Below are 25,044 nucleotides of genomic sequence, written 5' to 3'. Positions count from 1 at the left end.
ATCCCTTATTTTAATGCGTCTACTATGGTGTTTACGTTATACTTAAACATGCCTATATACGTTCCCTCAACAGTTCCTTTATTACCCAAAGCATCACTATACAAAGAACCTCCTATTTCTACTTCATGATTTTTAGATTGTACAGCGGCTTGTAAAGCTTCTATTGTTCTTCTAGGTACAGAACTCTCTACAAAAATGGCCTTGACTTTATTTTCTATAATAAATTGTGAGAGGCGTTGTACGTCTTTAACACCAGCCTCTGTTGCAGTAGATAAACCTTGAAGACCTACTACTTCAAAACCATAACTTTTACCAAAGTAATTAAAGGCGTCGTGTGCCGTAACCAATATTCTTTTATCCTCTGGCAGGGTATTTATAATTCTTTTTATTTCAGTCTCCAAGACGTTTAATTTTGCGAGATAGGCCTCAGAATTTTCTTTATAAAAGGTTGCATGCTTTGGGTCTTTTCGCGATAGCGTATTAGTCACCTCAACTACAAATTGTTTGAAGTACTGAATGTTGAACCACACATGGGGATCATAATTAGATGCAAAATAATCTGAACCAATGAGTGTACTTTTATCTAACGCCTCACCTAGAGGCACTTGAGCAACTTGACTGGCATTCATTTTCTCAAACACCTCCACTAGTTTACCCTCAAGATGAAGTCCGTTGTAGAAAATAACATCTGCATTAGAAAGTTTTGTAACATCGCCTGCACTTGCTTTGTATAGATGCGGATCTACACCTGCGCCCATCAACCCTTGTAGATTAATATAGTCTCCGCCTATGTTTTTGACAAGGTCTGTAATCATTGATGTAGTAGCTACTACATTTAGTTTACCATTATCCTCTTTGCCATCTTTACAACTTATCACGCTTAAAGCGAAAATGGCAACTGTAACTATTCTTATTAATTTCATTGTTTATTTTTATCAATTCTAAAGCTCACTCCTGCGCTCAACAGTAAATCTTGACCTTCTGTAATACTTCTACCTATTGTTGCATCTAATTGCACGAGCGGGGCTACCGCATAAGTGAGCCCTGCATCCCAAAAGTGATTTGCACGACTATCTTCTGGCAAATCACCATAGAGCTCTACGTACATTCCTAATTGATCTGTCAAAGCATATCCGTAAGCAATCGTATAGATATAAGCAAGCTCTGGTGAATCTCCTCCATATTGGCCACCAATATTATACGCCAGCCCAGATTTTTCAGACAACGTATGATTAAACGCAAATCTAAAGTCTGCGCTGGTATACTCTGGCTTATAGTCACTGCTTGCGGTAAATGGTAAAAATAAATGGCCGATAAGCCCTACCTCAGGCATCCATCCTTGCTCTTTAAAAATGGCCACTTTGGCACCAAAAAGAAGTGGAGAAAAGCCATTTAACTTTGCAATTTCTTGATTGTTGAGATTTATAGTTGTTTCTTCAAAATTCCAACCTACGCGTAATTCTAATCTTGAAGAAAGCCCGTATCGCAAAAGTGTAGTGTTATATCCAATTACATTTTCTTCTAAAACACCATCTTCATAGTTTGTAAAAAAGGTACCTGTTTCTACTTGTAAACTTGATTTAGGCACGGTGGTTGGTGCCTCCGTGGCGTCTGGTCTATCTGTAATGAGACCTACTGGCTGGTCTCCTTCTTGCGCTTGAAGCGAAAACATACTTGTTGTAAGCAATACTACTACGGTAATTATTTTTTTCATCTAAACTCTTAATTATTTGGCTGAATTAAATCTGTATATATAAATTTTCTGCAATCTTTTTTGAGATAAAAAATTGCTCTCTCTTTACTTGTATCACCATAGATCCGTCAAAAAATTCCCGCCCTAAAACTTTTATTTTTGATCCGATAGCAATATTTCTTTTATCTAGAAATTGTAAAAATTCTGTAGAAGTTTCTCTTACTCCCACTAAGATACCTTGATGTCCTTTATCAAGTTCAGAAAGCAGGCGTTTGTCTGCACTTTTAATATTTCCGTTTTTATCGGGGATAGGATCACCATGTGGATCATAATCAGGAAAGTCTAAAAACTTGTCTAACCTATTGGTGAGTTCATTAGATTGCACATGTTCTAGTTGCTCTGCGATATGGTGTACCTCATCCCAGTGAAAATTAAGCTTGTCCACTAGGAAAACTTCCCATAAACGATGCTTACGCACAATTTGTATGGCTGCTTTTTTACCCTCGTCTGAGAGACGCGCTCCTCTATATTTACGATAGGTAAGCAATCCCTTATCTGCTAGCTTTTGCACCATATCTGTAGCGCTAGAGGCTTTTGTCTCCATTGTTTCTGCAATAGCATTGGTACTCACCTCCTTATCAAACTCACGCTCTAAGTGAAAGATAATTTTTAGATAGTTTTCTTCTGACCTTGTATACATAATACGGCAAAAGTAAACTTTAATTATGGAGTAGTAAAAAAAATATTTAGGTTAGACTAAATTATTTGTATAATATTCTATTTGGCGGTAATCCGCCAAATAGGTATGTAGTTTAATTGTAAGTTTATCTCGATTAATCATCTAGTTAACTAGTTAGTAGTAGTTGAATTAAGTAATGCGCATACTTTAATTCTACACACTGCTTTAAGTCGATTAACTTATGAGCGACTATAAAAATTTCTTAAGAATCCATTTAAAACTTATACCAATGAAAAAATATTTAAACTTATCTTTATTATCAATGATATTACTATCAATAGTAATGTTTAGTTGTTCTAATAATACCGATGATATAGAAACTAGTGACGTTAATGCTGATATTGAGATGTCAAAAATTCTAGAATCAAAATATGGTATTAGCACAACAATTTTAGACAAAGGAGGCTATGAATTTAATTACCCAGATGGTAGAAAATTGTTTATTGAAACAAATAATCAAGGTTATACTATCTCAGGTTCTAGAATTAATAATGAGTCCTTTACATTAAATCAAGTTAGTTCTGAAGAATTTAATAGAAATATGAATTCTCAATCAGAAATGTTTATGAATAGTATCCCTAAACAAGAATACATCAAAGCTGTTAATTCTCGAACTAACTTAGATAGTAAATTAGCAGCAAGACTTGTGGCTCCGTGTGATGAGCATCCTTCTAGTGAAGATTTTGATAAGTGTTTTAAAAGAGAGTGGGATGAATTTTGTGATGGTATGGTCGGTTGTGTTGCTCAAGCAACTAATCCTGTCTTGATTGCAGCAGTTATAGCTGGACATTGTGCAGCCTGCTAGTCCTAAAATAAAGCTTTTGTACTTTAAATAAAAATAAAGTTTGTATCAAAGCAACGTGGTATAACACGGTTTAAAAAAAAACAATTAAGTGCTAAAAGATACGCTTAGCACTTAATTGCTATCTTTTTTATAGCTTTCCTCCTTCCTTGAGCCGGACTAATCATAGTTAGAGAATTTACTATAAGCGATTTATGAAGCTCCACAACTGAGTATAGGCTATTACCGCGTTACTTGTTACTCAAAGCGATCTTTAGGTTCTAACAAACTAATTCCCTCACCTTCTCATACACCATCCCACTCTCCCAACCACGATACAATAAATAATCTGCTAGTTTTTTACGCTTGCGCTGTACGTTTGACTCTGAGGATAGTTGTTCATACCGCTTTCGCGAAAGGGTGTCAAACACTTCTAAATACTCCTCTGAATCTATCTCTTTTATTGCCATCTTAAGATTGTAAGCTGAAATATGACGTGATTTGAGTTCGCGTGTGATACGGTTTCTACCCCAACTTTTTTGTCTAAATTTTCCTCGTGCAAATGCCTGAGCAAATCGGGTTTCATTTAAGAAATTGTGCTCGATGAGATGACTTATAATAATATCTATAGCCTCTGGAATCATGCGCATCTCACGCAGTTTACAAGCTACATCTTTATGACAACGCTCTTGATAGGCACAATAAGCTTCTAACTTACGTTTGGCTTCTTCTACGGTGTATGTTTTAACGGGTTGTCGCACACTACAAATGTAGTGGATTAGAGGCGGTTCATTTTCGCGAAAGCGCATAAAAAAACCCTATCCTCGAGTGAGGACAGGGTATTTCTAGTTTTCAATCTTAATGTCTTTTCCGTTTTGGTCAGTAAAGTTATACTCAAGATACGTATATGCATCTCTAGGCATTACTTTGACCCATTTTTTGTGTTTTAAATACCATTTAGAACGAATGGACGGAAAGCCTTTTGTAATAAAAGCTGCAACGAAGGGGTGTGCGTGCAGGGTCACTTTTTTATGACCACTCTTAAGAATGCGTATGAGTTGTGCCTGAAGTTTTTCGACAATGACAATAGGAGCTTCTATCTCCTCATCACCTCCGTTAGGATTTTCCTCACGGGTCTTTATATTCATTTCTGGGCGAACTCGTTGTCTAGTAATTTGGATAAGTCCAAATTTACTAGGCGGTAATATTTTGTGCTTTGCGCGATCATCTTTCATCTCCTCTTTGAGGTGATTAAAGAGCTTGCGACGGTTCTCTGCTTTATTCATATCGATAAAGTCTACCACTATTATTCCTCCCATATCACGGAGGCTTAGCTGGCGAGCCATTTCTGTAGCAGCAATCATGTTCACTTCAAGCGCAGTCTCTTCTTGACTTTTTGCTTTATTAGATCTGTTACCACTATTTACATCTACCACGTGTAGGGCTTCTGTATGTTCAATAACTAGGTATGCGCCACGACTCATAGAAACAGTTTTACCAAAAGAGGTTTTAATCTGTCTCTCAATACCAAATTTTTCAAAAATAGGTACTTGACTATCGTATAACTTTACGATGCCCTCTTTATGAGGTGCAATCTCGCTGAGGTAATCTTTAATTTGATAAAAGAGCGTTTCATCATCTACGGTAATACTGGTAAAGCTATCGTTAAATATATCTCTAAGGATAGACGATGCTCTATTCATTTCTCCCAATATTTTGCTAGGGTGATGTGCTCCTGGAATTTTTTTGCTCATAGTGGTCCATTTGTCCACTAAATTTTGCAGGTCCTTATCTAGTTCTGCTACTTTAACTCCTTGAGCTACTGTACGTACAATAACACCAAAACCTTTAGGTCTAATGCTAGTGACTAATCGCTTAAGACGCGCTTTTTCTTCTTTACTTTCTATCTTTTGAGAGATAGAGATACGGTCAGAAAAAGGCACGAGAACAATATATCGTCCAGCTATAGAAAGCTCACTGCTAATGCGAGGTCCTTTGGTCGAGATAGGTTCTTTTGCGATTTGTACAAGTACTGGTTGTTTAGACTTTAGAACATCGGCAATTTTACCGTTTTTGTCTATGTCTTTTTCAAAAGTAAAGTTTTGTAAGGAATAGTCTTTTAATTTACCTGTGCTTACATGTTTAATGTATTTCTGAAGCGTGGGCAGTTTAGGCCCAAGATCGTGGTAATGTAAAAAGGCATCTTTCTCATATCCTACATTTACAAATGCAGCATTGAGTCCAGATACAGCTTTACGCACGTTTGCGATATAAATATCGCCTACGTTAAACTTATTTCCATCTTCTTCTTTATGAAGTTCAATAAGTTTTCCATCTTTTAGTAAGGCAAAATCAACTACGGAGGAACTAGATCGTATGATCAATTCTTTATTCACGGTGTAGTAATTTTTATTCCTAATCTCATTAGGAATGGTTGATAATTTTAATTTATCACAGGTGATTTGTGTATGCGGTATGCATACGGTGTGTAATAAATGCGGTGTAGGTTGTAACGCTCCAAGGTTTTTGAGATTACAAGTACTACGATGTCAAAGAACAATAATAACACCTCTCACATAGAGAGGTGTTAAAAAGAAAAAGTAGTCTACCGACTACTTTTTCTTTTTGTGGCGATTTGCTCTACGTCTTTTCTTACGCTTGTGCGTCGCTACCTTGTGTCTTTTTCTTTTTTTACCACTTGGCATAAAAATGAGTGTTTTAAATTATTTATTAGTCTACGCTAACGTTCGTTTTTACGCCTTCTACAAAAACTTTAGCAGGCTTGAACGCTGGAATATTATGTGCTGGTATTTTGATAGTCGTATTTTTTGAAATATTTCTACCAGTTTTCTCAGCTCTAGTTTTGATAATAAAGCTACCGAATCCTCTTAAGTACACGTTATCTCCGCCTTCTAAAGAAGTTTTCACTTCTTCCATAAAAGATTCGATAGTTGCCTGCACGTCATTTTTTTCGATACCTAGTTTCTCAGAAACCTTCGCTACGATATCAGCTTTCGTCATAATGTCAAATATTTAGGGGGTTAAAAATTCAAGATTGCAAATATAGGCAATAAAATTTCAAAGAATCAAACATAATCTTTTAAAAAATAGGTAGATAACATCTAGTTTTGCTCAAAACAAAATAGAAAGGTGTCGTTTTCTAACAAACTCATTACATGGTACATAGAGCATAAACGAGATATGCCGTGGCGCAACACCACAGATCCTTATAAAATTTGGCTCTCAGAAATCATACTTCAACAAACGCGAGTAGCGCAAGGTTTACCCTACTACATTTCTTTTACAGAAGCTTTTCCAACCGTTCAAGATCTTGCTGCAGCTAGTGAGGAAGAGGTCCTTAAATTATGGCAAGGACTAGGTTATTATTCACGAGGTCGGAACCTACACTTTTCTGCCAAAATGATCGTAAATGAAATGGACGGGAAATTTCCATCAACTTATTCAGAAATTAAAAAATTAAAAGGGGTAGGAGATTATACTGCAAGCGCCATAGCTAGCATATGTTTTAATGAACCTACCGCTGTGGTAGATGGCAATGTATATAGAGTGCTCTCTAGGGTGTTTGGCATTGAAACTCCAATAAATAGTACTGAGGGAATAAAAGAATTTAAAGCCTTAGCACAAGAATTGATTGATAAAAAACGACCAGCAGATTTCAATCAAGCAATTATGGAATTTGGCGCTATCCATTGTAAACCTCAAAATCCTTATTGCCTCCATTGTATATATAATGATCGCTGTACTGCCTTTCAGAACAATAGTATACATAGATTACCGGTTAAATTAAAAAAAACCAAGGTTAAATATCGACATCTTAATTATCTTGTATTTAACTCTAAGGATCAGACCACAATTCTTAAACAGCGTAAAGGAAAAGGTATCTGGCAGGGGCTCTATGAATTTCCACTTATAGAAACAGATCATTTTGTGGATGAGAAGGAGGAAGTACGCTTTCGCGAAAGCGTAAACGCCTCCACAGCATTAAAAAACATTGAAACCACAAATATTATAAGGTATAATGACAAACCTGTACTTCATAAATTATCCCATCAGCATCTTTACACGACTTTCTGGATTATAGAGGTAAACTCTTTAGAGAATGAGGTAATAGCGGTAAAAAACATTAGAAATTTTCCGGTCCCTGTTCTCATAGAGAATTTTATAGACGCTTTTTTTGATAAAACATAACACGCATTTCTATATCAAATTTTTAAAGATCTCAAGAATCTTTTACATTTATACAATAGCATTAACCTACACACATCTGAGAATTTATTACATTTGATATTATGGCAGGAACAATAAATAAAGTGATTCTTATAGGTCACACGGGAGATGATGTGAAGATGAACTATTTTGAAGGAGGTGGGTCTATAGGCAGATTTCCAGTAGCGACTAATGAGGAATATGTAAATCGCACGACAGGAGAGCGCGTAAGTAATACTGAATGGCACAATATAGTTGTGCGCAATAAAGCTGCCGAAATTTGCGAAAAGTACTTAAAAAAAGGAGATAAGGTATATATTGAAGGTCGTCTTAAAACTAGAAAATGGACAGATGACAAAGGTTTAGATCGCTACAGCACAGAAATCCAATGTCAGGAATTTACCTTTTTGTCACCTAAAGGAGATAACACTTCGCAGTCTGGTAATCAAAGTGCCTATCAAGCTGCGCAGCCTAAAGCCCAAGCTCAGCCTTACAATCCTAATCAACCCTCCCAACCCGCTACACCAAGCAGTACGAATGAGGATGTAGATGATTTGCCGTTTTAAATTAAAATAATACGCCTTTGGACCCAGACCCCGAACCCTTATTTATAATTTTCCTTGCTCTTGACTCAGCAAGTTTATTTTCTATAGTCACGCTTATCATTTTACTTATATGCTCTGCGCTTATAAGTGGTGCAGAGGTTGCCTTTTTCTCTTTATCTCCTAATGACCTAATTGAGACAGAAGGACAAATTGCAGATCGTAAAATGCTGGTGGTTAAAAAGCTACTAAGTAAACCAAAAAAACTACTCGCCACCATTTTAGTCGCAAATAATGCCATTAACATTGCCATCGTATTACTTTTTGCAAGTTTGGGTGAGGTTATTTTTGCCAATATCACTCAAAAATTTATTGGTATTGAAATACGTTTTTTACTTGAGGTCGTTTTAATTACGTTTTTAATTTTGCTCTTTGGAGAAATTTTACCCAAGGTTTATGCTATAAGAAATAATAAAAAATTTGCCACACTTATGGCATATCCTCTTAGGGTGATGGATGTAATTTTCACCCCACTTAGTGGACCTATGAGACATGCTACGCTATGGATCCAGAATAAATTAGGCGAGCAAAAAACAAGTTTCAATGTAGACCAACTCTCTCAGGCATTAGAACTTACCAGTGAAGAGGATACCACCTCAGAAGAACAAAAAATCTTACAAGGAATTGTCTCTTTTGGTAATACAGATACAAAACAAGTAATGCGTCCTCGCATGGATTTATTTGCGCTTAATAAAGAAGACAGCTACGCCACCATACTCCCTCAAATAACAGAAAACGGATTTTCTAGAATTCCTGTTTTTGAAGATAGTATAGACACTATTATTGGAATTCTCTACATTAAAGATTTACTTCCACACCTCAGTAAGAAAGAGTTTGACTGGGCACAACTGATACGCGAACCCTATTTTGTACCAGAAAATAAAAAGTTAGATGATCTTCTCGCAGAATTTAAAGAGAAAAAAAATCATCTCGCTATTGTAGTAGATGAGTATGGAGGCACCAGTGGACTTATCTCTCTTGAAGATATTATTGAAGAAATTGTAGGTGACATTTCAGACGAGTTTGACGATGAAAATATCATCTACTCTAAGCTTGACGACAACAATTGGGTATTTGACGGAAAAACTTCTCTCAAAGATTTTTACAGAATTATAAAAATTGAAGATGATTCCATCTTTGAAATGAAAAAAGGAGAAGCAGAAACTGTTGCAGGTTTTGTCTTAGAAATCTCAGGTGGTTTTCCACGTAAAAATGAAGTAATAAATTACGAAAATTATGCGTTTACCATAGAAGCAATTGACAAAAAACGTATCAAACAACTTAAATTTACGATCCTATCTTGAGAACTTTTAAAGGCATTTTAATCTTAATCAGTTTTTATCTCTTTGCCGCCTGTGGTGGAGACACCCTACCTAAACCAAAAAGTCAACTAAGTCTCTCCTACCCTGCTCCAACGTATAAAAGAGTTATCACTGAGTGCACATATTCTTTTGATAAAAATGATTTAAGCAATTTATACCTAAAAAATAACTGCGCAGCTACAATTGAATACCCTAGCCTCGACGGAAGTATTTTTTTAACTTATAGAAAGGTAGAGGATAACATCAATGCACTCCTCAGTGATGCTCAAAAACTTACGTATGAGCACGTACGCAAAGCAGACGATATTATTGAGGAAAAATACATTAATGAAAAGCAAAATGCCTACGGGATGTTTTATGATGTAAAAGGGAATGCCGCCTCTCAATCGCAATTTTACATTACAGATAGTACTAATCATTTTCTTACGGGTTCTATTTACTTCAATACAAAGCCCAATTACGATAGCATTTACCCAGCCGCAGTATACCTCAAAAATGACATCCGTCATTTAATGGAAACAATTGAGTGGAAAAAATAAAAACGGCTTCTCTTATCCAAAGCTAATCTTCAAATCTTACGCTAAGAAAATCTTCATTTTCCAGTGATCCTCGCTGCAAAATTCTATCCGTATAAATAATTGTAAATTTGCCGTCTTAAAACTGAGACCTATTCCGCTTTCGCGAAAGCGTAACTACAACACATACCTAATGAAATATCACTTTAACGAGATTGAAGCCAAATGGCAAAAATACTGGGCAGACAAAGGCACTTTTCACGCATCAAATAACAGCGATAAGCCTAAATATTATGTGCTCGATATGTTTCCTTACCCTTCTGGAGCGGGACTTCACGTAGGTCACCCACTTGGGTATATCGCTAGTGATGTGTATGCTCGTTATAAGCGATTAAAGGGTTTTAATGTGCTTCATCCACAGGGTTATGATTCTTTTGGACTTCCTGCAGAGCAATATGCTATCCAGACAGGGCAGCATCCCGCGGTAACCACAAGGGTCAATATTGAAGGTGGTGTAGATAATCAAGGTAATGAGATTGCAGGCTATCGCCAGCAGTTAGACAAAATAGGTTTTTCTTTTGACTGGAGTCGTGAAGTACGCACTTCAGATCCTGCCTATTATAAATGGACACAGTGGATTTTTACAGAGCTGTTTAACTCTTGGTATAATTACGATACAAATAAGGCAGAGCAGATAGATACGCTGGTTTCCGCTTTTGCGAAAGAAGGAAACAGCCAGATAAACGCTGCTTGCGATGAAGGTATTGCACCATTTACAGCTGCAGAGTGGACAAACTTTACAGAGAAAGAACAACAAGATATTTTATTACAATATAGACTCACCTACTTAGCTGAGACTGAAGTGAACTGGTGCCCAGCATTAGGAACAGTTTTAGCTAATGATGAGATTGTAAATGGCGTTTCTGAGCGTGGTGGTCACACCGTTGTACGTAAAAAAATGACTCAATGGTCTATGCGTATCTCGGCCTATGCAGAACGCTTGAGGCAAGGGTTAGAGACCATAGACTGGAGTGAGTCGATTAAAGAAACACAACGCAACTGGATTGGAAAATCTGTGGGTGCTACCGTTTCTTTTGATTTAAAGGATCACGATAAAAAAATTGAAGTCTTTACAACTAGACCTGATACTATTTTTGGAGTTTCCTTCATGACACTAGCACCAGAGTTAGATCTTGTACAGGAGATTACCACTCCAGCACAAAAAGCAGAAGTTGATGCATACATTGAGGCTACAGCAAAACGTTCTGAGCGTGATCGTATGGCAGATGTAAAAACCATCTCTGGTGCTTTTACAGGAGCTTATGCAGAGCATCCATTTACGAAGGAGCCTATTCCTATTTGGATAGGTGATTATGTATTGGCGGGGTATGGTACTGGAGCCGTAATGGCTGTACCATGTGGTGATCAACGTGATCATGATTTTGCAACGCACTTTGGCATTCCTATTCCAAATGTTTTTGAAGGTGTTGATATTTCAGAGGAGGCCTATGCAGATAAAGAAGGTACGGTAATTACAAACTCCGACTTCCTCAACGGTTTGAAATATAAGAAGGCCGTAAAACTTGCGATCTACGAGCTTGAGAAAATGGGTGCAGGATCTGGTAAAACAAATTATCGATTGCGCGATGCTGTTTTTAGTCGTCAACGATATTGGGGAGAGCCGTTTCCAGTATATTACGACAACGGCATTCCTAAAATGATTGATGTAGCGCATTTACCTATACGCCTCCCAGAAGTAGAAAAATATCTTCCAACAGAAGAAGGAGAACCACCACTAGGCCGCGCCGATGTTTGGGCGTGGGATACTTCAAAAAATGAAGTCGTATCTAATGATTTGATTGATGACCAAACAGTTTTCCCATTAGAATTAAACACCATGCCGGGTTGGGCAGGAAGTAGCTGGTATTTCTTTAGGTATATGGAGAAAGCCCAGCGCGATCAAGTGTTTGCTAGTAAAGAAGCATTAGACTACTGGGGCAATGTAGATTTATACATAGGAGGCTCTGAGCATGGAACAGGACACTTGTTGTACTCTCGCTTCTGGGTAAAATTCTTAAAGGACAGAGGTTATGTAGGTGTAGAAGAACCTTTCCAAAAAATGATCAACCAAGGGATGATCTTGGGGACGAGTGCTTTTGTTTATAGATGGATTGGGTTTGGATTAGATTCGGAAGGTTCAGACATAAAAGAAAAGATGAAAAAAATTCCAATCATTTTTTCTGGAGGGATGTATGAAAAATTATCATCAAAAGAAATTGATGTCGTAAATTTCGAAAATAACTTGCTGCTTCAAATGCGGGAAATATTCGGGCCGAAATTAGTAAAGGCAAAAGCGAATATTAAGGATTTTATACCAACCCATTTAGATGTTAGTTTTATAGACTCTTCAAATCAAGTTGATTTAGATAAATTTTCTAGATGGCTACCAGAACTTGAAAATGCTATTTTTATTGACGATGAAGGAAATGTAGCAAAAGTAGATAGTGATAAATTTACTGCTTCCCGCGAAGTCGAAAAAATGTCTAAGTCCAAATACAACGTGGTCAATCCAGATGAAATCTGTGAGCAGTACGGGGCAGATACCTTACGTATGTATGAGATGTTTTTAGGTCCGCTAGAGCAAGCAAAACCTTGGAACACGGCAGGTATTACGGGTGTACATAGTTTCTTAAAGAAATTCTGGAAGTTATATCACAACTATGTGCCACAAGACAAAAAAGAAGAAACAAAACAAGTACCGCAAGAAGAAGCTGAGTTTTATATCTCTGAGGCTGGTGCCAGCAAAGACAGTTTAAAGACACTTCATAAAACAATTAAAAAAGTAGAAGAAGACATTGAAAATTTCTCTTTCAATACCTCTGTCTCTACATTTATGATTGCGGTAAATGAATTAAATGCTCAAAAGTGTACTTCTCGTGAGGTTCTAGAACCGCTTGCAATCTTAATTGCTCCTTATGCACCACACATCGCAGAAGAGCTATGGAATAAACTTGGACACACCGAAAGTATTTCTGAAGCTGCATTTCCTGTTTTTGATGCTAGTCACTTAGTAGAAAGTTCTAAAAACTACCCTATTTCTTTTAACGGGAAAATGAAGTTTACTTTAGAACTACCTTTAGACATGTCAAAGGACGAGATTGAAAAAACCGTGATGGCTCACGAAAAAACACAGATGTATTTAAATGGTCGGGAGCCTAAAAAAGTAATTATCGTTCCAGGGAAGATTGTAAATATTGTGGGGTAAGAAGTATCATTTCACATAGATATCGCTTTACCCTCAAAAGCTATTTATTGCTTTAACGAACAGTGACTTTAGTTTTAAAATGTGAGAATATGGTAAACATAGATGGCATAGAGATTATAGGATTAATAGCGGCGGCATTAACTACCGCCGCTTTTCTTCCTCAGGTTTACCAGACTTGGAAAACCAAGGATGTCTCAGGACTTAACCTATACATGCTAGCATTATTTTTTGCCGGTGTGAGCCTTTGGTTTGTTTACGGGATTTTTAAGGAAAGTCTTGCATTATTATTGGCAAACGGAATAACCATTGTATCTGTTTTTCTACTCGTGTTCTTTAAACTTAAATATGGTAAAAAATCTTCCTAATTCTAATTAACTCTATTCTTGCTACTAGAATCTTCTACAATCCTATTGCAAACTTTAGCATAACATTTACAGTATACTTTGTAACTTTAGAGGACTTAAAATAGAAAATTATGTTAGGAGGATATATGGGCTACTACATCGTTGTGGGAGCCATCGCATTAGTAAGCTGGTTAGTCAGTAACAAGCTTAAAAGTAAATTTAAGCACTACTCAAATGTACATTTACAAAACGGCATGTCTGGTGCAGAGATTGCTCAAAAGATGCTTTCAGATAATAATATAACAGATGTACGTGTTATTTCAACTCCAGGAAGATTGACAGATCACTACAATCCAAGAGATAAAACAGTGAACCTAAGTGAAGCAGTTTACAATCAGCGTAACGCAGCAGCAGCCGCGGTTGCAGCACATGAGGTTGGTCACGCTGTACAACACGCCACGGCGTACAGCTGGTTAACCATGCGCTCAAAGTTGGTTCCTGTGGTAGGAATTGCTTCAAAATTTAGCATGTGGGTTATCATTGGAGGTATAGCTTTAATGGCTACGACACAATTTGGCGGAATTTTGGCCATCGTAGGATTAGGTTTGTACGCACTTACCACCATCTTTACTTTTATTACGTTACCCGTAGAATATGATGCAAGTAATAGAGCGCTTAAATGGTTAAAAACTGAAAACATGTTGACTCCGCAAGAATATGATGGTGCAGAAGATTCCCTTAAATGGGCAGCACGTACGTATCTTGTTGCAGCGATAGGTTCACTAGCTACCTTACTTTATTTTGCATTGCAAGTTTTGGGTAGTAGGAGGTAACAGAATTAAAAAACCGCAGGAATATTTGCGTGAGGGATAGAGCGGTTACCCCACAGTAGCGGAGGTGGTTGCGTATCTTGACTAGAAGTCGAGAGAGATCGAAACCTCCGTAGCTGCGAGGAGTAGTAGCGAAAGCCCGACCCTTGTGGTCACGCCCAAGACACTTGTATAACCTGCCACAATGGCGCAATAAGTAAAGGTGATATGCAGCATAAGGGGTTTGGAGTGATATTTGACTAAATTTGTAATATAAACAGAGGATAACTCATTAAAAATATATAGTTATGGCATTAGAAATCACAGATGCAACATTTGAAGAGCAAGTATTAAAAAGCGACAAGCCCGTATTAGTAGACTTTTGGGCTGCTTGGTGTGGACCTTGTCGTATGGTAGGCCCTGTAATCGAAGAGATTGCTGGAGAGTACGAAGGAAAAGCAGTAGTAGGAAAAGTAGACGTAGATGCAAACCAAGAATTTGCAGCAAAATATGGCGTGCGTAACATACCAACAGTACTTATGTTTAAAGGTGGTGAGGTTGTAGGACGTCAAGTAGGCGTTGCACCTAAAGCTACTTACACAGAGGCAATAGACGGACTTTTATAAGCGATACCGCTTTATAAGATTATAAAAAAGGTTTGGCACAGTGCTAAGCCTTTTTGTATTTTTAGCAGGTATGAATGGAGATTTTGCTTTCGCGAAAAATTGACTCCTTCACACAACTCTATAATTTTGAATGCGGTAAAGTACCAATGCTATTACAACCGCTATGAAAACATTTAATACACCCTTTTTTTAAGGAAAACGTATGGAAAAGAAAATGAAAGTACAAGATGCAATTGATAGCCAATTGCTCAATGATAGAAAAATATTCCTTTGGGGAATGGTAGATGATAAGACGGCAAAGCATGTAGTGGATCGTTTATTATATCTAGATGCACAAGGTCATGATGAGATTCAATTATTTATAAACAGTCCTGGAGGATATGTGACTGCTGGTTTTGCTATGTATGATACCATTAAATCAATTAAGAGCCCAGTGTCTACAATTTGTACTGGTCTTGCAGCAAGTATGGGATCTATCCTTTTATCTGTAGGAGAAAAAGGGCGTCGTTTTATCCAACCACACGCTCGTGTCATGATACACCAACCTTCTGGAGGTGCTCGTGGTCAAGCCTCTGATATTGAGATTACAGCTCAAGAAATTGTAAAAACAAAAGAGCTAAGTGCAAAAATTCTTGCTGATAATTGTGGACAAGATTACGATAAAGTAATGAAAGACTTCCAGCGTGATCACTGGATGGGTGCAGATGAGTCTGTTGACTATGGGATAGTGGATGGAATTTATAAAGGGTAATTGATACCATTTTAATGCATGCTCTTGAGTATTCGTTAAAACTATTTAACTTTAGGTAATACTATTTATTAAAAAGTGCGGAAGTTAATTCCGCACTTTTTAGTTTTCTATAAAATCTCCTATCTTACATTCTAAACTTCTACGAAATGGATATCACTTCAGAATTAAATAAAACTTCGGGTTTTGGAAATCTTGAGCTGCTTGCCCGGCAGGTAGTAGAAGGTTTTATATCTGGAATGCATAAGAGTCCATTTCACGGCTTCTCTGCAGAGTTTGCAGAACACAAGATCTACAACCCTGGAGAAAGCACTAAACATATAGACTGGAAGCTCTACGCAAAAACAGATAGACTTTACACGAAGCGCTACGAAGAGGAGACAAATTTGCGCTGTCATCTTATTTTAGACAACAGTAGCTCTATGCATTATCCAGAAGTGCAAAAGTATAGTTTAGACACTCTAAATAAGATTAGCTTTTCTGCACTGGCTAGCGCCGCGATAATGAATCTTATGAAGAGACAGCGTGATGCGGTAGGTATGAGTGTTTATAGCGAAGATTATGATTTTTATACGGGAGAGAAAGGGAGTGAACGGCACCACCACATGTTGCTAGATCAATTAAGTAGTGTTCTCAACCCTGCTTTTGCTAAAGCGTCTAAAAAAACAAAAACCTACAAGCATCTTCACCTCATCGCCGAAAAGTTGAAAAGACGTTCTTTAGTATTCCTGTTTTCTGATATGTTGCAAGACGATCTGGAACAAGAACAATTATTTGAAGCCTTACAGCATTTAAAATATAACAAGCACGAGGTGGTTCTTTTTCATACCTATAGTAAAGAAAAAGAGTATAATTTTGAGTTTAATAATAGTCCACGCAAATTTGTTGATGTAGAGAGCGGTGCCTCTATAAATTTATATGCAGACAGTATACGTGACGTTTACAAAAGCGCAGTGGAAACTTATTTTAAAAATTTAGAATTGCAGTGTGCTAGATATAAAATAAAATATGTTCCTGCGGTGATTGAAAAGGGGTTCACCCCTATCTTGACGTCTTTTTTAGTGGCAAGGCAAAAATTTGTGTAAATAATTTATTTTTTTGTTTGCACAATTAAAAAGACAGTGTATATTTGCACCCGCAACAAAGCAAAGCGAGTTGCTCTCTAAGTTTTAGAGTTGAAATATTGAAAGCATTAAGACAACCTACAAGTCTATAACATAAGGGGAACGGTCTGGTAGTTCAGCTGGTTAGAATATCTGCCTGTCACGCAGGGGGTCGCGGGTTCGAGTCCCGTCCAGACCGCAATAAAAGCTCACAGTCCGTGGGCTTTTTTGGTTTAAAGTAGTAATTAATTGCTTACTTTTAAAGAAGTTGTGTTGGCCACGTCACACGTGGTAAGGGTTTGTAGTTGAACCTGATGAGAAGCTTTTCCTGTTTGGAAAGGCTTTTTTTGTTTTGTACATTTTTATTAAACATGCAGATGGGAGGAACCGCACCTGTAATAGACTTATTGCAATATACCCTCTATTAGGTATTTTACTTTAATAATCAAAAGTCTAAGTTTACTACATAACTCTTATTCATTTATAAAACGATAACATTATGAAACGATTTTTGATGATTTCTATACTACTCTTTAGTGGTTACCTATTTGCTCAGGCTGGGCCAGAAACTAAAACGAATCCTGAAAATGGAAAGAAGACTTGGTATCTTACTAATTCCTCTAAAACAAAGGCGAAAGTTGAATTAAAAAAGACAGTCTATGATTGCGATGGAAGTGTAAAGACATATACTTCTACGAAGACGGCCTATCCTGGTAGAGAATTATATTTGGACGTCTATCATAAAGTATGCTTCTCTGATGGCAAAAAAGGATATAATGAATATACCGCGCTTTCTGTAAAGAAAATAGAGTAGTGATCTACAGTTCTTAACTAGTTCTAGAAAAGATATATAAGTAGTAAACGAGCTATAAAACCTAACTTACATAATGGCCTTGTATGTTATTAGTTCCCCACTCAAACTTGAATGCATATTATCTTATGTCTAATTTGTTTTAAGTATCTGATCTTAGCATTTAGATAATACCTATGTCGTGAGAGTGGGCAATGGCATCACGACTGTTTACAAAGTATAATGTTTGAACACCTGAACTTTTTATAGTGTTTAATATAGTCTCCACAGCTGGTTTTTGTTCACTGCCAGTCCGGCGTATATAAATAGCATTTATGTTCTCAGGAAACTCTTTGCAAATACGTTCATAAATGTAGGGATCTTTTTGACTATCGTCACCCAGAAGAATATATTCTATATCAGGATAAAAGGTGATGATCTTCTTAATTTTGTCAAACTTGTGATTATGATTTCCCCCTCCTGTATTAAAGAAATCTGCTAATCCAGTTTTAATTTTTTTAAGTAAAATAACGGCCTTAGGCAACTCATATTTTTTGGAAATGGCGACAATAAAGGAATAGAGATTCCACTCACTACTAGAGACATAAAAAAAGGAATTAAAACTACCTGCCTCTAACTGCCCAGCACGGCTAAGGGCTTGATAATGTTTAGGCACATCATCAAAAACTTCTCGTTTATCTAAATTTTGCCAAAGCATCACATATAGTTTCTTGAATATATTTGAGCTATGTGACACTAGAAACGTATCGTCAATATCTGATATAATTCCATAGCAACTGGTAAAGGGTTTTAAAAATTCCCCCGTTGTTACAATGTTGAATTTTTTATGTTCACAAATGACTTCGCAAGTGTGCCAACCACTTTCTACTACATCACTATAAGGCACTTTGAATTCAAAATAACCATCATTCAGGGTTTGAGTAGTAACTGACAACGCACGAAACTTTAAAGTAACTCTAACATTATGTTGTGGTTTAATAGTAAACATCTTCAGGATTGAGTATGCATGTTTTACAGATCTTCTCTCAATACTGTATTGACTAGGAGCCCAAGAATTAAAAACATGTCCAGAAATAACAAGTTCCCTCTCATTCATATATCCTCTATAAACACTAATGTCAACTTCCATGGCTACTATCTCAAATTATATTTAACTTTATCATACTAATATAAATATATAATGGAAAAAGATCTTCTTTTAGTCATTAATCCTACAGCAGGCTCTATTGATTACAATCTAATCTTATCAACAGCCCAAGCCTTTGCTAAACTATATGATTTCAAATTAAATATATATACAACTTCTGGTGATGATGATGCTGAGGATATCAAAAAATTATTAAGAGAAACTAATTATGATCGTGTGGTAGTCGCTGGCGGTGATGGTACCATAAGAATGGTCGCAAAACTATTACTACATAGTGACCTCATTTTAGGGATACTAGCTAGTGGCTCTGCAAATGGTCTCGCCACCTCCTTAGAATATCCAACTGAACTAGATGCGCAATTTGAAATTGCCTTTAATGGAGAGAGCAAACCCATTGATACTATAGTGGTAAATGATAAGTTATGTACTCACATTGCAGACATTGGTATAAATGCAGAGCTTATTTATAATTATGATAAATCTGGATCTAGTGGCCTCCTAGGGTATGCTAGCCAGGTTTTACCCACTGTGTATAATTCTGATTACCCATTTAAATTTAATATCTCTGTAAATAACCAAACCATTAACACAGAAGGGATATTAGTCGCATTTGCAAATGGAAAAAAATATGGAACTGGTTCCATTATTAATCCAAAAGGAAAAATTAATGACGGAAAATTTGAAGTTATTGTGTTTAAAACATTAGGAGTTAAGCAAATTTTTAAAACATTTTTTGAAGGATTAAGAATTGGGGACGAGCATTTTGAAATGTATCACACCACTTCTGTATCCATAGAATGTAATGACAAAATTGCACTTCAAATTGATGGGGAATATATAGGTAAATACAGCTCCATAAAAGCCACTGTTAATCCGGCGAGTTTACTTCTAGCAATGCCAAATAGTTAAAATAGTACAATTTAATATTGTAACTGGTACGAACAAAAAAACCCACACGGACTGTGTGGGTTTTACTTACTAGCTCCTCAACTAAGACTCGAACTTAGGACCCTCTGATTAACAGTCAGATGCTCTAACCAACTGAGCTATTGAGGAGTGTTACTTTTTGTAAGCGGATGCAAATATAAAGCTTTTTTATAATCATCAAAAAGAAAAAAGAATTTTTTGAAGTTTTTTTTGAAATTTTTTTTCGGTGCCGGTTTAGAAATTAGTGTGCATTTTTAAACCTCACGTCATAAACTATTAATTCAATTATTCTTAGTGTTTGATTATCAATCAAATTCAAAAGAAGTAGTCTATTTACGACCGAAATCATTAAGGTTATGCTCTATCAAAACGAAAATTCTCTTATGTTACAGAATTATTATTTGCATCATTATTTTAATAAGTGCTTTAAATACTACTTCTCGTTATAATTAAATCCGCTTTCGCGAAAGCGTATAACTTCAAAACAGATCTAATTCAATATATTCGGCATTGAAAACACAAAAAGTTAATACGAATCCAACGCTCTATGAATGCACAATCAAATAAACCACTAAAATCATCTTTCACTAAGGAATCGCTAGAGGTTGAGCAACTCTCCTATTCTAAACAGTATAGATTCTATTACATCGCTGCAGCGATTATGATTTCATCAATATTAATCTACCAATTTTTAGAAGAAAAACCAGATGCTCAGGATTTATATGTTTCCTATTACCAAGCCTTTCCTGTGAATATTGATATCAATGAGCTCAATGCATCCTCAGACAGTTTAATTTTTCATGGATTTAATGCCTATAAAGATGGAAAGTACACTAAAGCTTCAAGTTTATTTGAAGCCTCGTTAAAACATAGGTATGATGAAGACATAGCATTTTATCTGGCTATGAGTTACATTAACAGTAATAATGAAACTCAAGACCTTTCAATGTTCAAAAAATTGAAGCAAAAGCAGTCTAAGTACATGCCACAATTATACTGGTATACTGCATTATTATATTTAAAAGCTAATGATTCCAAGGCTGCAATAAAACAATTAGACAGTCTTAGGTTAACCAAGAGTAATTTTAAAAAGCAGGCTTCTAGAAAAATTTTAAAAACATTAAAGTCTTAAAACTCAATTTTTAAAAATCAGTAAGAATTAATTTTCTTCAACCAATAAATGAGTATATAGACTTTTGAGTTTAGCAATCTTAGGGTCAATCACCACACGGCAATAGCCTTGTAATCTATTTGAATTGTAATAATCTTGATGCTCTTGAGTCGCCTCATAGAATGGAGGAAGCTCAGAAACCTCTGTAACAATTGGGTCCTCATAATACTGCTGCACCCACTTAATGACAGCCTCTGCCGTTTTCTTTTGCTCTTCGGAATGATAAAATATCACAGAGCGATACTGTGTACCACGATCGGCGCCTTGTCTATTTAACGTAGTAGGATCGTGTGTGGTCATAAAAACCGCTAGAATTTCTTCATACTTAATGATTTCTGGATCAAAGTCAAACTGAATCACTTCTGCATGTCCCGTTAGTCCAGAACAAATTTCTCGATACGTAGGATGCCCAGGAACTGATCCTCCAGCGTAGCCAGAAACCACATTAGAAACTCCTTTTAATCGTTGTATAACTGCCTCTACACACCAGAAACATCCTGCTCCTAGTGTTGCTTGTTGTATTTTACTCATTTACTTTCGTTTCTGGAACATCTATTCTGCTCCATATTTTATCTGCTTTTAATTCAAAGGTTCCGGCAAAATCCCAATTGCACTCTTCTGGTGAGATGAGAGACAAAAATGGATCTCCATTTTTTGAGCGATATAGATGATAAATTGCACCCACTATAGGTTCAAAAGAAAACTTTGCTGCATAGATTAAATTATTATACTCAAACCTCTCCATCATTTCATCATACTTGCGCTTGAGCTCTGTATACTCAGTCTTAAATTGATGATTAACCTTACTTATATTAGTGTTTTTCCAAGTTGTTACATCATCTGTAACGATTGCTGGCGCGCCAAGATTTGTTGCATAAGGTGTTAAGGCTGCATCGTAGGCTTCCTTTTCCTCATTATAAACCACCTGATCTGGTTTCTTTTTCTTCATAATAGTATTCTGAAGTTACGCTTTCGCGAAAGCGTAATCTAAACATTATCTTCTTTTTGAAATTTTGTTATGCGTGATGTGTTTTTGTCTACTACATTTAAATCTAGCATCATCCATCTCGTAGCTGCGTTTTGCCTCATGCTTTGTCGCCCTACCTTGTACCCGTGCACGCCACATTCTAAAACTACTAGGCTTCATTTCCCTACGCATAATGTCAATGACTTCTCTTTCTGAAATGCCAAATTGATAGTTAATCGCATCAAATGTTGTACGATCTTCCCAGGCCATTTCTATAATACGATCTAATTCTCTCGCTGTAAACGTTTTCTCTTCTCTTTCTTTCATGGGTAGATGGTGTTTGTATAATTTAATAGTTCTCTGGATTTTCAATAATTCTTGCAGCTCTTTTTTGATGCGCTTCTAGTGTATTTCTGTCCATTTTATCCAGTAAACTAAGCATCATCGTCATTCTATTATTATGTTCAAAATGCTTTCTTTTTTCACTTAAAAAATTCCAATAAAGGCTGTTAAACGGACAAGCATCTTCACCCGTTTTCTTGGTCACTTTATAGTGGCAACCTTTACAGTAGTTAGACATTTTATTAATATAACTACCGCTAGAGACATAGGGCTTTGTGGCAATTTTACCGCCATCTGCCCATTGGGACATTCCTCTGGTGTTTGTAATTTCTACCCACTCAATGGCGTCTATGTAGATGCCTAAATACCATTTATCTACCTCAGCCGGGTCGCACATAGTAAGCAAGGCATAGTTACCAGTAACCATTAAACGTTGTATATGGTGGGCATAGGCATCATCAAGACTATTGGTAATACTACATTTTAAGCAATTCATTTTAGTATTTCCTGTCCAGTAGAAATCGGGTAATTTATTAGTGTTTTCTAGATGGTTCGCTTTCGCGAAAGCGGGCATTTGCAACCAATACATCCCCCGCATATACTCTCGCCATCCTAAAATTTGCCGCACAAAACCTTCCACTTGACTAGTGGCTATTTCCTCCATATTTTCTCGCCAGTGGTCAATTACATAGCTAATCACTTCTTGTGGATCAATCAATTTACTATTAAGTGCAAAGCTTAGCCTGCTGTGGTATAAATACGGCTGATTGGGGTCCATAGCATCTTGATAATCTCCAAAATGAACAAGCAAGTTTTCACAGAAATAACGCAATACCGAAAGACCGTCGGCTCTTGTTGTGGGCCAGTTAAAGTGTTGTTCATTAATGCGGCCCATAGTTTCCACTTTTTGGTCTTTAAGCAGTTGTACGATGTTGCTTACATCCTTTCTAAAACCGCGCTCGTGTGGGATAAGGGTGTCGCCTTTCCACTTATTTCGGTTACTGTGGTCAAAATTCCATTTACCACCTTCTGGGTCTTTATCGTTTACCATTAAAATATCGTACTTCTTACGCATCATGCGATAGAAATATTCCATTGTGTATTGTTTCTTACCTTCAAAAAACTTGCCCAGCTCCGTTCTTGAAGTCATAAAATGCTCTGTATCGTAAGCATTTGTTGGGATCTTTATGCTTTCGCGAAAGCGAGATAATTCCTCATCAAGTCGGTACTCATCTGGTAGTTGGTATTCAAAACAGGAAATAGCTTCCTTAGTAATAAGTTGCTGAAGATTTTTTGAAAGCGATTGTGTATTCTCTGCAGCATCTAGATTATAATAAATCACACGATGACCACGATCCTCCAGCCACCCTGCAAAACTGCGCATTGTCAAGAAAAACGCCACCACTTTTTGAATGTGATGGGTCACATAATCTGTCTCTTGACGCATCTCTGCCATAAAATAGACAACCTCATCACTTTGCTCTTCATACCAAGAGTGCTTGTGATTAAGCTGGTCTCCCAAAATAAGTCGCAGCGTTCCCATTAAAAAAGTTCGTTTTGAAGCCAGCGCTGCACAAACTTACCGTTCTCATCATAGCGATCTTGCTGACTTTTGATATTAAACTTGCGATCTCTAGGATCATTACCTACACCGGCATTATACATCCAATTACAATAATTACTGTGCACATCATAATCTATAAGCACGCTTTCAAAATATGCAGCCCCTATACGCCAGTCTTGTTCTTTTTCTTTTGCAAAGTAACTGGCAACATTTTGCCTGCCGCGGTTAGACATCCAGCCACTCTCTCGCAGTTCAATCATATTGGCATTTACAAAGTCATATTCTGTAGCGCCATTAATCCAACTGTTTATAGTATTTCCTTCGGACTTCCAATGATAGTCCTTATCTAGAATTCCATTTCTTTTAAAAATCGCATTGCCATGTTTGAGACTTACGTATTTGAAAAAATCACGCCATATGAGCTCAAATATAAGCCAGTAGGTAGATTCATTTTTTTCCACTTCTTCTTCAAAGCGCTGTACTTCCCAAAATAGTTGCCGTGCAGAGATAGCTCCATTTGCTAGCCATGCCGAGAGTTTTGAGCTATAATCTTGCCCCACTAACCCATTACGTGTTTTCTTATAAGTCTTTAAATTTTTAGACTGCCAGAAGTATTCCTCTACCCGCGACCAAGCAGCTTGCTCCCCTCCTTCCCATGGAAAAGCAGACCGATTATCTTTTTGAAATTCTTCAAAACCTAAATCACTTAATGAAGGTATGCGGGTTGTTATAGACACCATATTTTCTCGTGAGAGTGGTGTCAATTCCTCCTGAATTTTTCTAACGCTGCTCTGCTTTTCACACTTCTTTCTAAATACTGTAAAGACTTTAGGTATATCATTAAAATCGGCGTAAGGGATATCCTCTGGATGGTATAAAAACTGGTCATAGTAGGTACTATGCTTTATATTTTTTAATGAAGAATCTACAGCATTTGTAACGTCATTTTCTTCTGAAGTCCATTCTTTTTGAGAATGTATTTCTGTAACACCATAATTCTCACAAAGTGTCTCAAAATTGTGCTCTGGTTTATCATGTAGAACGAGTAAAGAGATATTTAAGGCTCTAAGATTTTTTTGAAGATCCCTCACAGTTTCAATAAGAAATTGAGCACGAAATTTTTCTGTCTTCTTAAAGCCGAATTCGCCCTTCTCAAAATGTCTAGGATCAAAAAAATAAACCGCCATCACTCTATTACCCGAGGCAACGGCTTTTGTAAGTGCAGTATTATCTTGTACTCTCAAATTATTGCGAAACCATACTAAAGCGGTGTCCATATATCAAATTTCTATAAAGATATATGCTGTTTATGTTTTATCAGAATTAATTAAACAAAAATTA

The 25,044-nt window shown here is 36.7% G+C and carries 26 protein-coding genes and 2 tRNA genes; 15 read left to right on the top strand and 13 right to left on the bottom strand.

Annotated features, from left to right (window positions below; translation table 11 throughout):
* Positions 1–5: 5 nt before the first annotated feature.
* The 3 genes from OD90_RS09990 to OD90_RS09980 are packed head-to-tail and all read right to left on the bottom strand — an operon-like array spanning position 6 to position 2,393.
* A complete protein-coding gene (locus tag OD90_RS09990; protein ID WP_144669031.1) occupies positions 6–923 on the bottom strand; it encodes a metal ABC transporter solute-binding protein, Zn/Mn family in 918 nt (305 codons plus the stop codon).
* On the bottom strand, positions 920–1,714 hold the full coding sequence (locus OD90_RS09985) for a transporter (protein ID WP_144669030.1): 795 nt from the start codon (positions 1,712–1,714) through the stop codon (positions 920–922). The genes OD90_RS09990 and OD90_RS09985 overlap by 4 nt, the downstream gene beginning before the upstream one ends.
* A gap of 25 nt (positions 1,715–1,739) precedes the next feature.
* Positions 1,740–2,393: a metal-dependent transcriptional regulator gene (locus tag OD90_RS09980; protein WP_144669029.1), complete on the bottom strand. Its 654-nt coding sequence runs from the start codon at positions 2,391–2,393 to the stop codon at positions 1,740–1,742.
* 268 nt (positions 2,394–2,661) lie between these two features.
* Between OD90_RS09980 and OD90_RS09975 the strand changes: the two genes are divergently transcribed.
* Positions 2,662–3,237, top strand: a complete 576-nt coding sequence (locus tag OD90_RS09975) for a hypothetical protein (protein ID WP_144669028.1) — start codon at positions 2,662–2,664, stop codon at positions 3,235–3,237.
* A gap of 257 nt (positions 3,238–3,494) precedes the next feature.
* Here OD90_RS09975 and OD90_RS09970 read toward each other — a convergent pair whose 3' ends face one another.
* The 3 genes from OD90_RS09970 to OD90_RS09960 form a co-directional block, all read right to left on the bottom strand.
* Entirely contained in the window at positions 3,495–3,974 is a 480-nt protein-coding gene (locus OD90_RS09970) for a regulatory protein RecX (RefSeq protein WP_144669027.1), read from the bottom strand.
* Between the two features lie 84 nt (positions 3,975–4,058).
* Positions 4,059–5,609 (bottom strand): ribonuclease E/G, encoded by a 1,551-nt coding sequence (locus tag OD90_RS09965; RefSeq protein WP_144669026.1) that lies wholly within the window; start codon positions 5,607–5,609, stop codon positions 4,059–4,061.
* A gap of 334 nt (positions 5,610–5,943) precedes the next feature.
* Complete coding sequence (locus OD90_RS09960; protein ID WP_013750876.1) at positions 5,944–6,234, bottom strand: HU family DNA-binding protein; 291 nt, start codon at positions 6,232–6,234, stop codon at positions 5,944–5,946.
* Positions 6,235–6,363: 129 nt separating this feature from the next.
* Between OD90_RS09960 and mutY the strand changes: the two genes are divergently transcribed.
* From mutY to OD90_RS09900, 12 genes are all read left to right on the top strand, one after another.
* On the top strand, positions 6,364–7,422 hold the full coding sequence (gene mutY / locus OD90_RS09955; protein WP_144669025.1) for an A/G-specific adenine glycosylase: 1,059 nt from the start codon (positions 6,364–6,366) through the stop codon (positions 7,420–7,422).
* Positions 7,423–7,523: 101 nt separating this feature from the next.
* The gene (locus OD90_RS09950) at positions 7,524–8,006 is read left to right on the top strand and encodes a single-stranded DNA-binding protein (RefSeq protein WP_144669024.1); all 483 of its coding nucleotides are present in this window, start codon (positions 7,524–7,526) and stop codon (positions 8,004–8,006) included.
* 17 nt (positions 8,007–8,023) lie between these two features.
* The gene (locus OD90_RS09945) at positions 8,024–9,346 is read left to right on the top strand and encodes a gliding motility-associated protein GldE (protein WP_144669023.1); all 1,323 of its coding nucleotides are present in this window, start codon (positions 8,024–8,026) and stop codon (positions 9,344–9,346) included.
* On the top strand, positions 9,343–9,903 hold the full coding sequence (gene gldD, locus OD90_RS09940; protein WP_315897473.1) for a gliding motility lipoprotein GldD: 561 nt from the start codon (positions 9,343–9,345) through the stop codon (positions 9,901–9,903). The genes OD90_RS09945 and gldD overlap by 4 nt, the downstream gene beginning before the upstream one ends.
* A 169-nt stretch (positions 9,904–10,072) precedes the next feature.
* Positions 10,073–13,144, top strand: coding sequence for a leucine--tRNA ligase (locus tag OD90_RS09935; RefSeq protein ID WP_144669021.1), 3,072 nt, complete (start codon positions 10,073–10,075; stop codon positions 13,142–13,144).
* 89 nt (positions 13,145–13,233) lie between these two features.
* Positions 13,234–13,509 carry a SemiSWEET family sugar transporter gene (locus tag OD90_RS09930; RefSeq protein ID WP_144669020.1) on the top strand — a complete coding sequence of 92 codons (276 nt, stop codon included), beginning with the start codon at positions 13,234–13,236 and terminating at the stop codon, positions 13,507–13,509.
* 110 nt (positions 13,510–13,619) lie between these two features.
* The gene (locus tag OD90_RS09925) at positions 13,620–14,321 is read left to right on the top strand and encodes a zinc metallopeptidase (RefSeq protein WP_144669019.1); all 702 of its coding nucleotides are present in this window, start codon (positions 13,620–13,622) and stop codon (positions 14,319–14,321) included.
* 284 nt (positions 14,322–14,605) lie between these two features.
* On the top strand, positions 14,606–14,923 hold the full coding sequence (gene trxA / locus OD90_RS09920; RefSeq protein ID WP_144669018.1) for a thioredoxin: 318 nt from the start codon (positions 14,606–14,608) through the stop codon (positions 14,921–14,923).
* Between the two features lie 202 nt (positions 14,924–15,125).
* On the top strand, positions 15,126–15,674 hold the full coding sequence (locus OD90_RS09915) for a ClpP family protease (RefSeq protein WP_144669017.1): 549 nt from the start codon (positions 15,126–15,128) through the stop codon (positions 15,672–15,674).
* Between the two features lie 146 nt (positions 15,675–15,820).
* A complete protein-coding gene (locus OD90_RS09910) occupies positions 15,821–16,756 on the top strand; it encodes a DUF58 domain-containing protein (protein ID WP_144669016.1) in 936 nt (311 codons plus the stop codon).
* Between the two features lie 143 nt (positions 16,757–16,899).
* Positions 16,900–16,973 (top strand) — tRNA-Asp (locus OD90_RS09905).
* A 300-nt stretch (positions 16,974–17,273) separates the two neighbouring features.
* On the top strand, positions 17,274–17,588 hold the full coding sequence (locus OD90_RS09900; RefSeq protein ID WP_144669015.1) for a hypothetical protein: 315 nt from the start codon (positions 17,274–17,276) through the stop codon (positions 17,586–17,588).
* Between the two features lie 160 nt (positions 17,589–17,748).
* Here the strand turns inward: OD90_RS09900 and OD90_RS09895 are convergent, their stop codons facing one another.
* Positions 17,749–18,714 (bottom strand): App1 family protein, encoded by a 966-nt coding sequence (locus OD90_RS09895; protein ID WP_144669014.1) that lies wholly within the window; start codon positions 18,712–18,714, stop codon positions 17,749–17,751.
* Between the two features lie 51 nt (positions 18,715–18,765).
* Here OD90_RS09895 and OD90_RS09890 point away from each other — a divergent pair, with 51 nt between their 5' ends.
* Positions 18,766–19,641, top strand: coding sequence for a diacylglycerol/lipid kinase family protein (locus tag OD90_RS09890; protein WP_144669013.1), 876 nt, complete (start codon positions 18,766–18,768; stop codon positions 19,639–19,641).
* A gap of 73 nt (positions 19,642–19,714) precedes the next feature.
* On the opposite strand, the gene OD90_RS09885 is transcribed toward OD90_RS09890, so the two are convergent.
* A tRNA-Asn gene (locus OD90_RS09885) sits at positions 19,715–19,788 on the bottom strand.
* A gap of 418 nt (positions 19,789–20,206) precedes the next feature.
* On the opposite strand from OD90_RS09885, the gene OD90_RS09880 reads away from it, so the two are divergent.
* Complete coding sequence (locus OD90_RS09880; protein WP_144669012.1) at positions 20,207–20,791, top strand: hypothetical protein; 585 nt, start codon at positions 20,207–20,209, stop codon at positions 20,789–20,791.
* A 27-nt stretch (positions 20,792–20,818) separates the two neighbouring features.
* On the opposite strand, the gene msrA is transcribed toward OD90_RS09880, so the two are convergent.
* Genes msrA through OD90_RS09855 form a run of 5 tightly spaced genes read right to left on the bottom strand, consistent with a single transcriptional unit; the run spans position 20,819 to position 24,980 of the window.
* The gene (gene msrA / locus OD90_RS09875) at positions 20,819–21,361 is read right to left on the bottom strand and encodes a peptide-methionine (S)-S-oxide reductase MsrA (protein WP_144669011.1); all 543 of its coding nucleotides are present in this window, start codon (positions 21,359–21,361) and stop codon (positions 20,819–20,821) included.
* Positions 21,354–21,779, bottom strand: coding sequence for a DUF2452 domain-containing protein (locus tag OD90_RS09870; protein WP_144669010.1), 426 nt, complete (start codon positions 21,777–21,779; stop codon positions 21,354–21,356). The genes msrA and OD90_RS09870 overlap by 8 nt, the downstream gene beginning before the upstream one ends.
* Before the next feature lie 45 nt (positions 21,780–21,824).
* Entirely contained in the window at positions 21,825–22,124 is a 300-nt protein-coding gene (locus tag OD90_RS09865) for a TIGR03643 family protein (RefSeq protein WP_144669009.1), read from the bottom strand.
* A gap of 22 nt (positions 22,125–22,146) precedes the next feature.
* Entirely contained in the window at positions 22,147–23,682 is a 1,536-nt protein-coding gene (locus OD90_RS09860) for a cryptochrome/photolyase family protein (protein ID WP_144669008.1), read from the bottom strand.
* Complete coding sequence (locus OD90_RS09855; RefSeq protein WP_144669007.1) at positions 23,682–24,980, bottom strand: DASH family cryptochrome; 1,299 nt, start codon at positions 24,978–24,980, stop codon at positions 23,682–23,684. Before OD90_RS09855 ends, OD90_RS09860 begins: the two co-directional genes overlap by 1 nt.
* Between the last annotated feature and the right edge of the window lie 64 nt (positions 24,981–25,044).

Origin of the sequence: Dokdonia sp. Hel_I_53 (assembly GCF_007827465.1) — a bacterium.
GTDB lineage: Bacteria > Bacteroidota > Bacteroidia > Flavobacteriales > Flavobacteriaceae > Dokdonia.
This window is presented reverse-complemented; position numbering and strand designations above follow the sequence as displayed.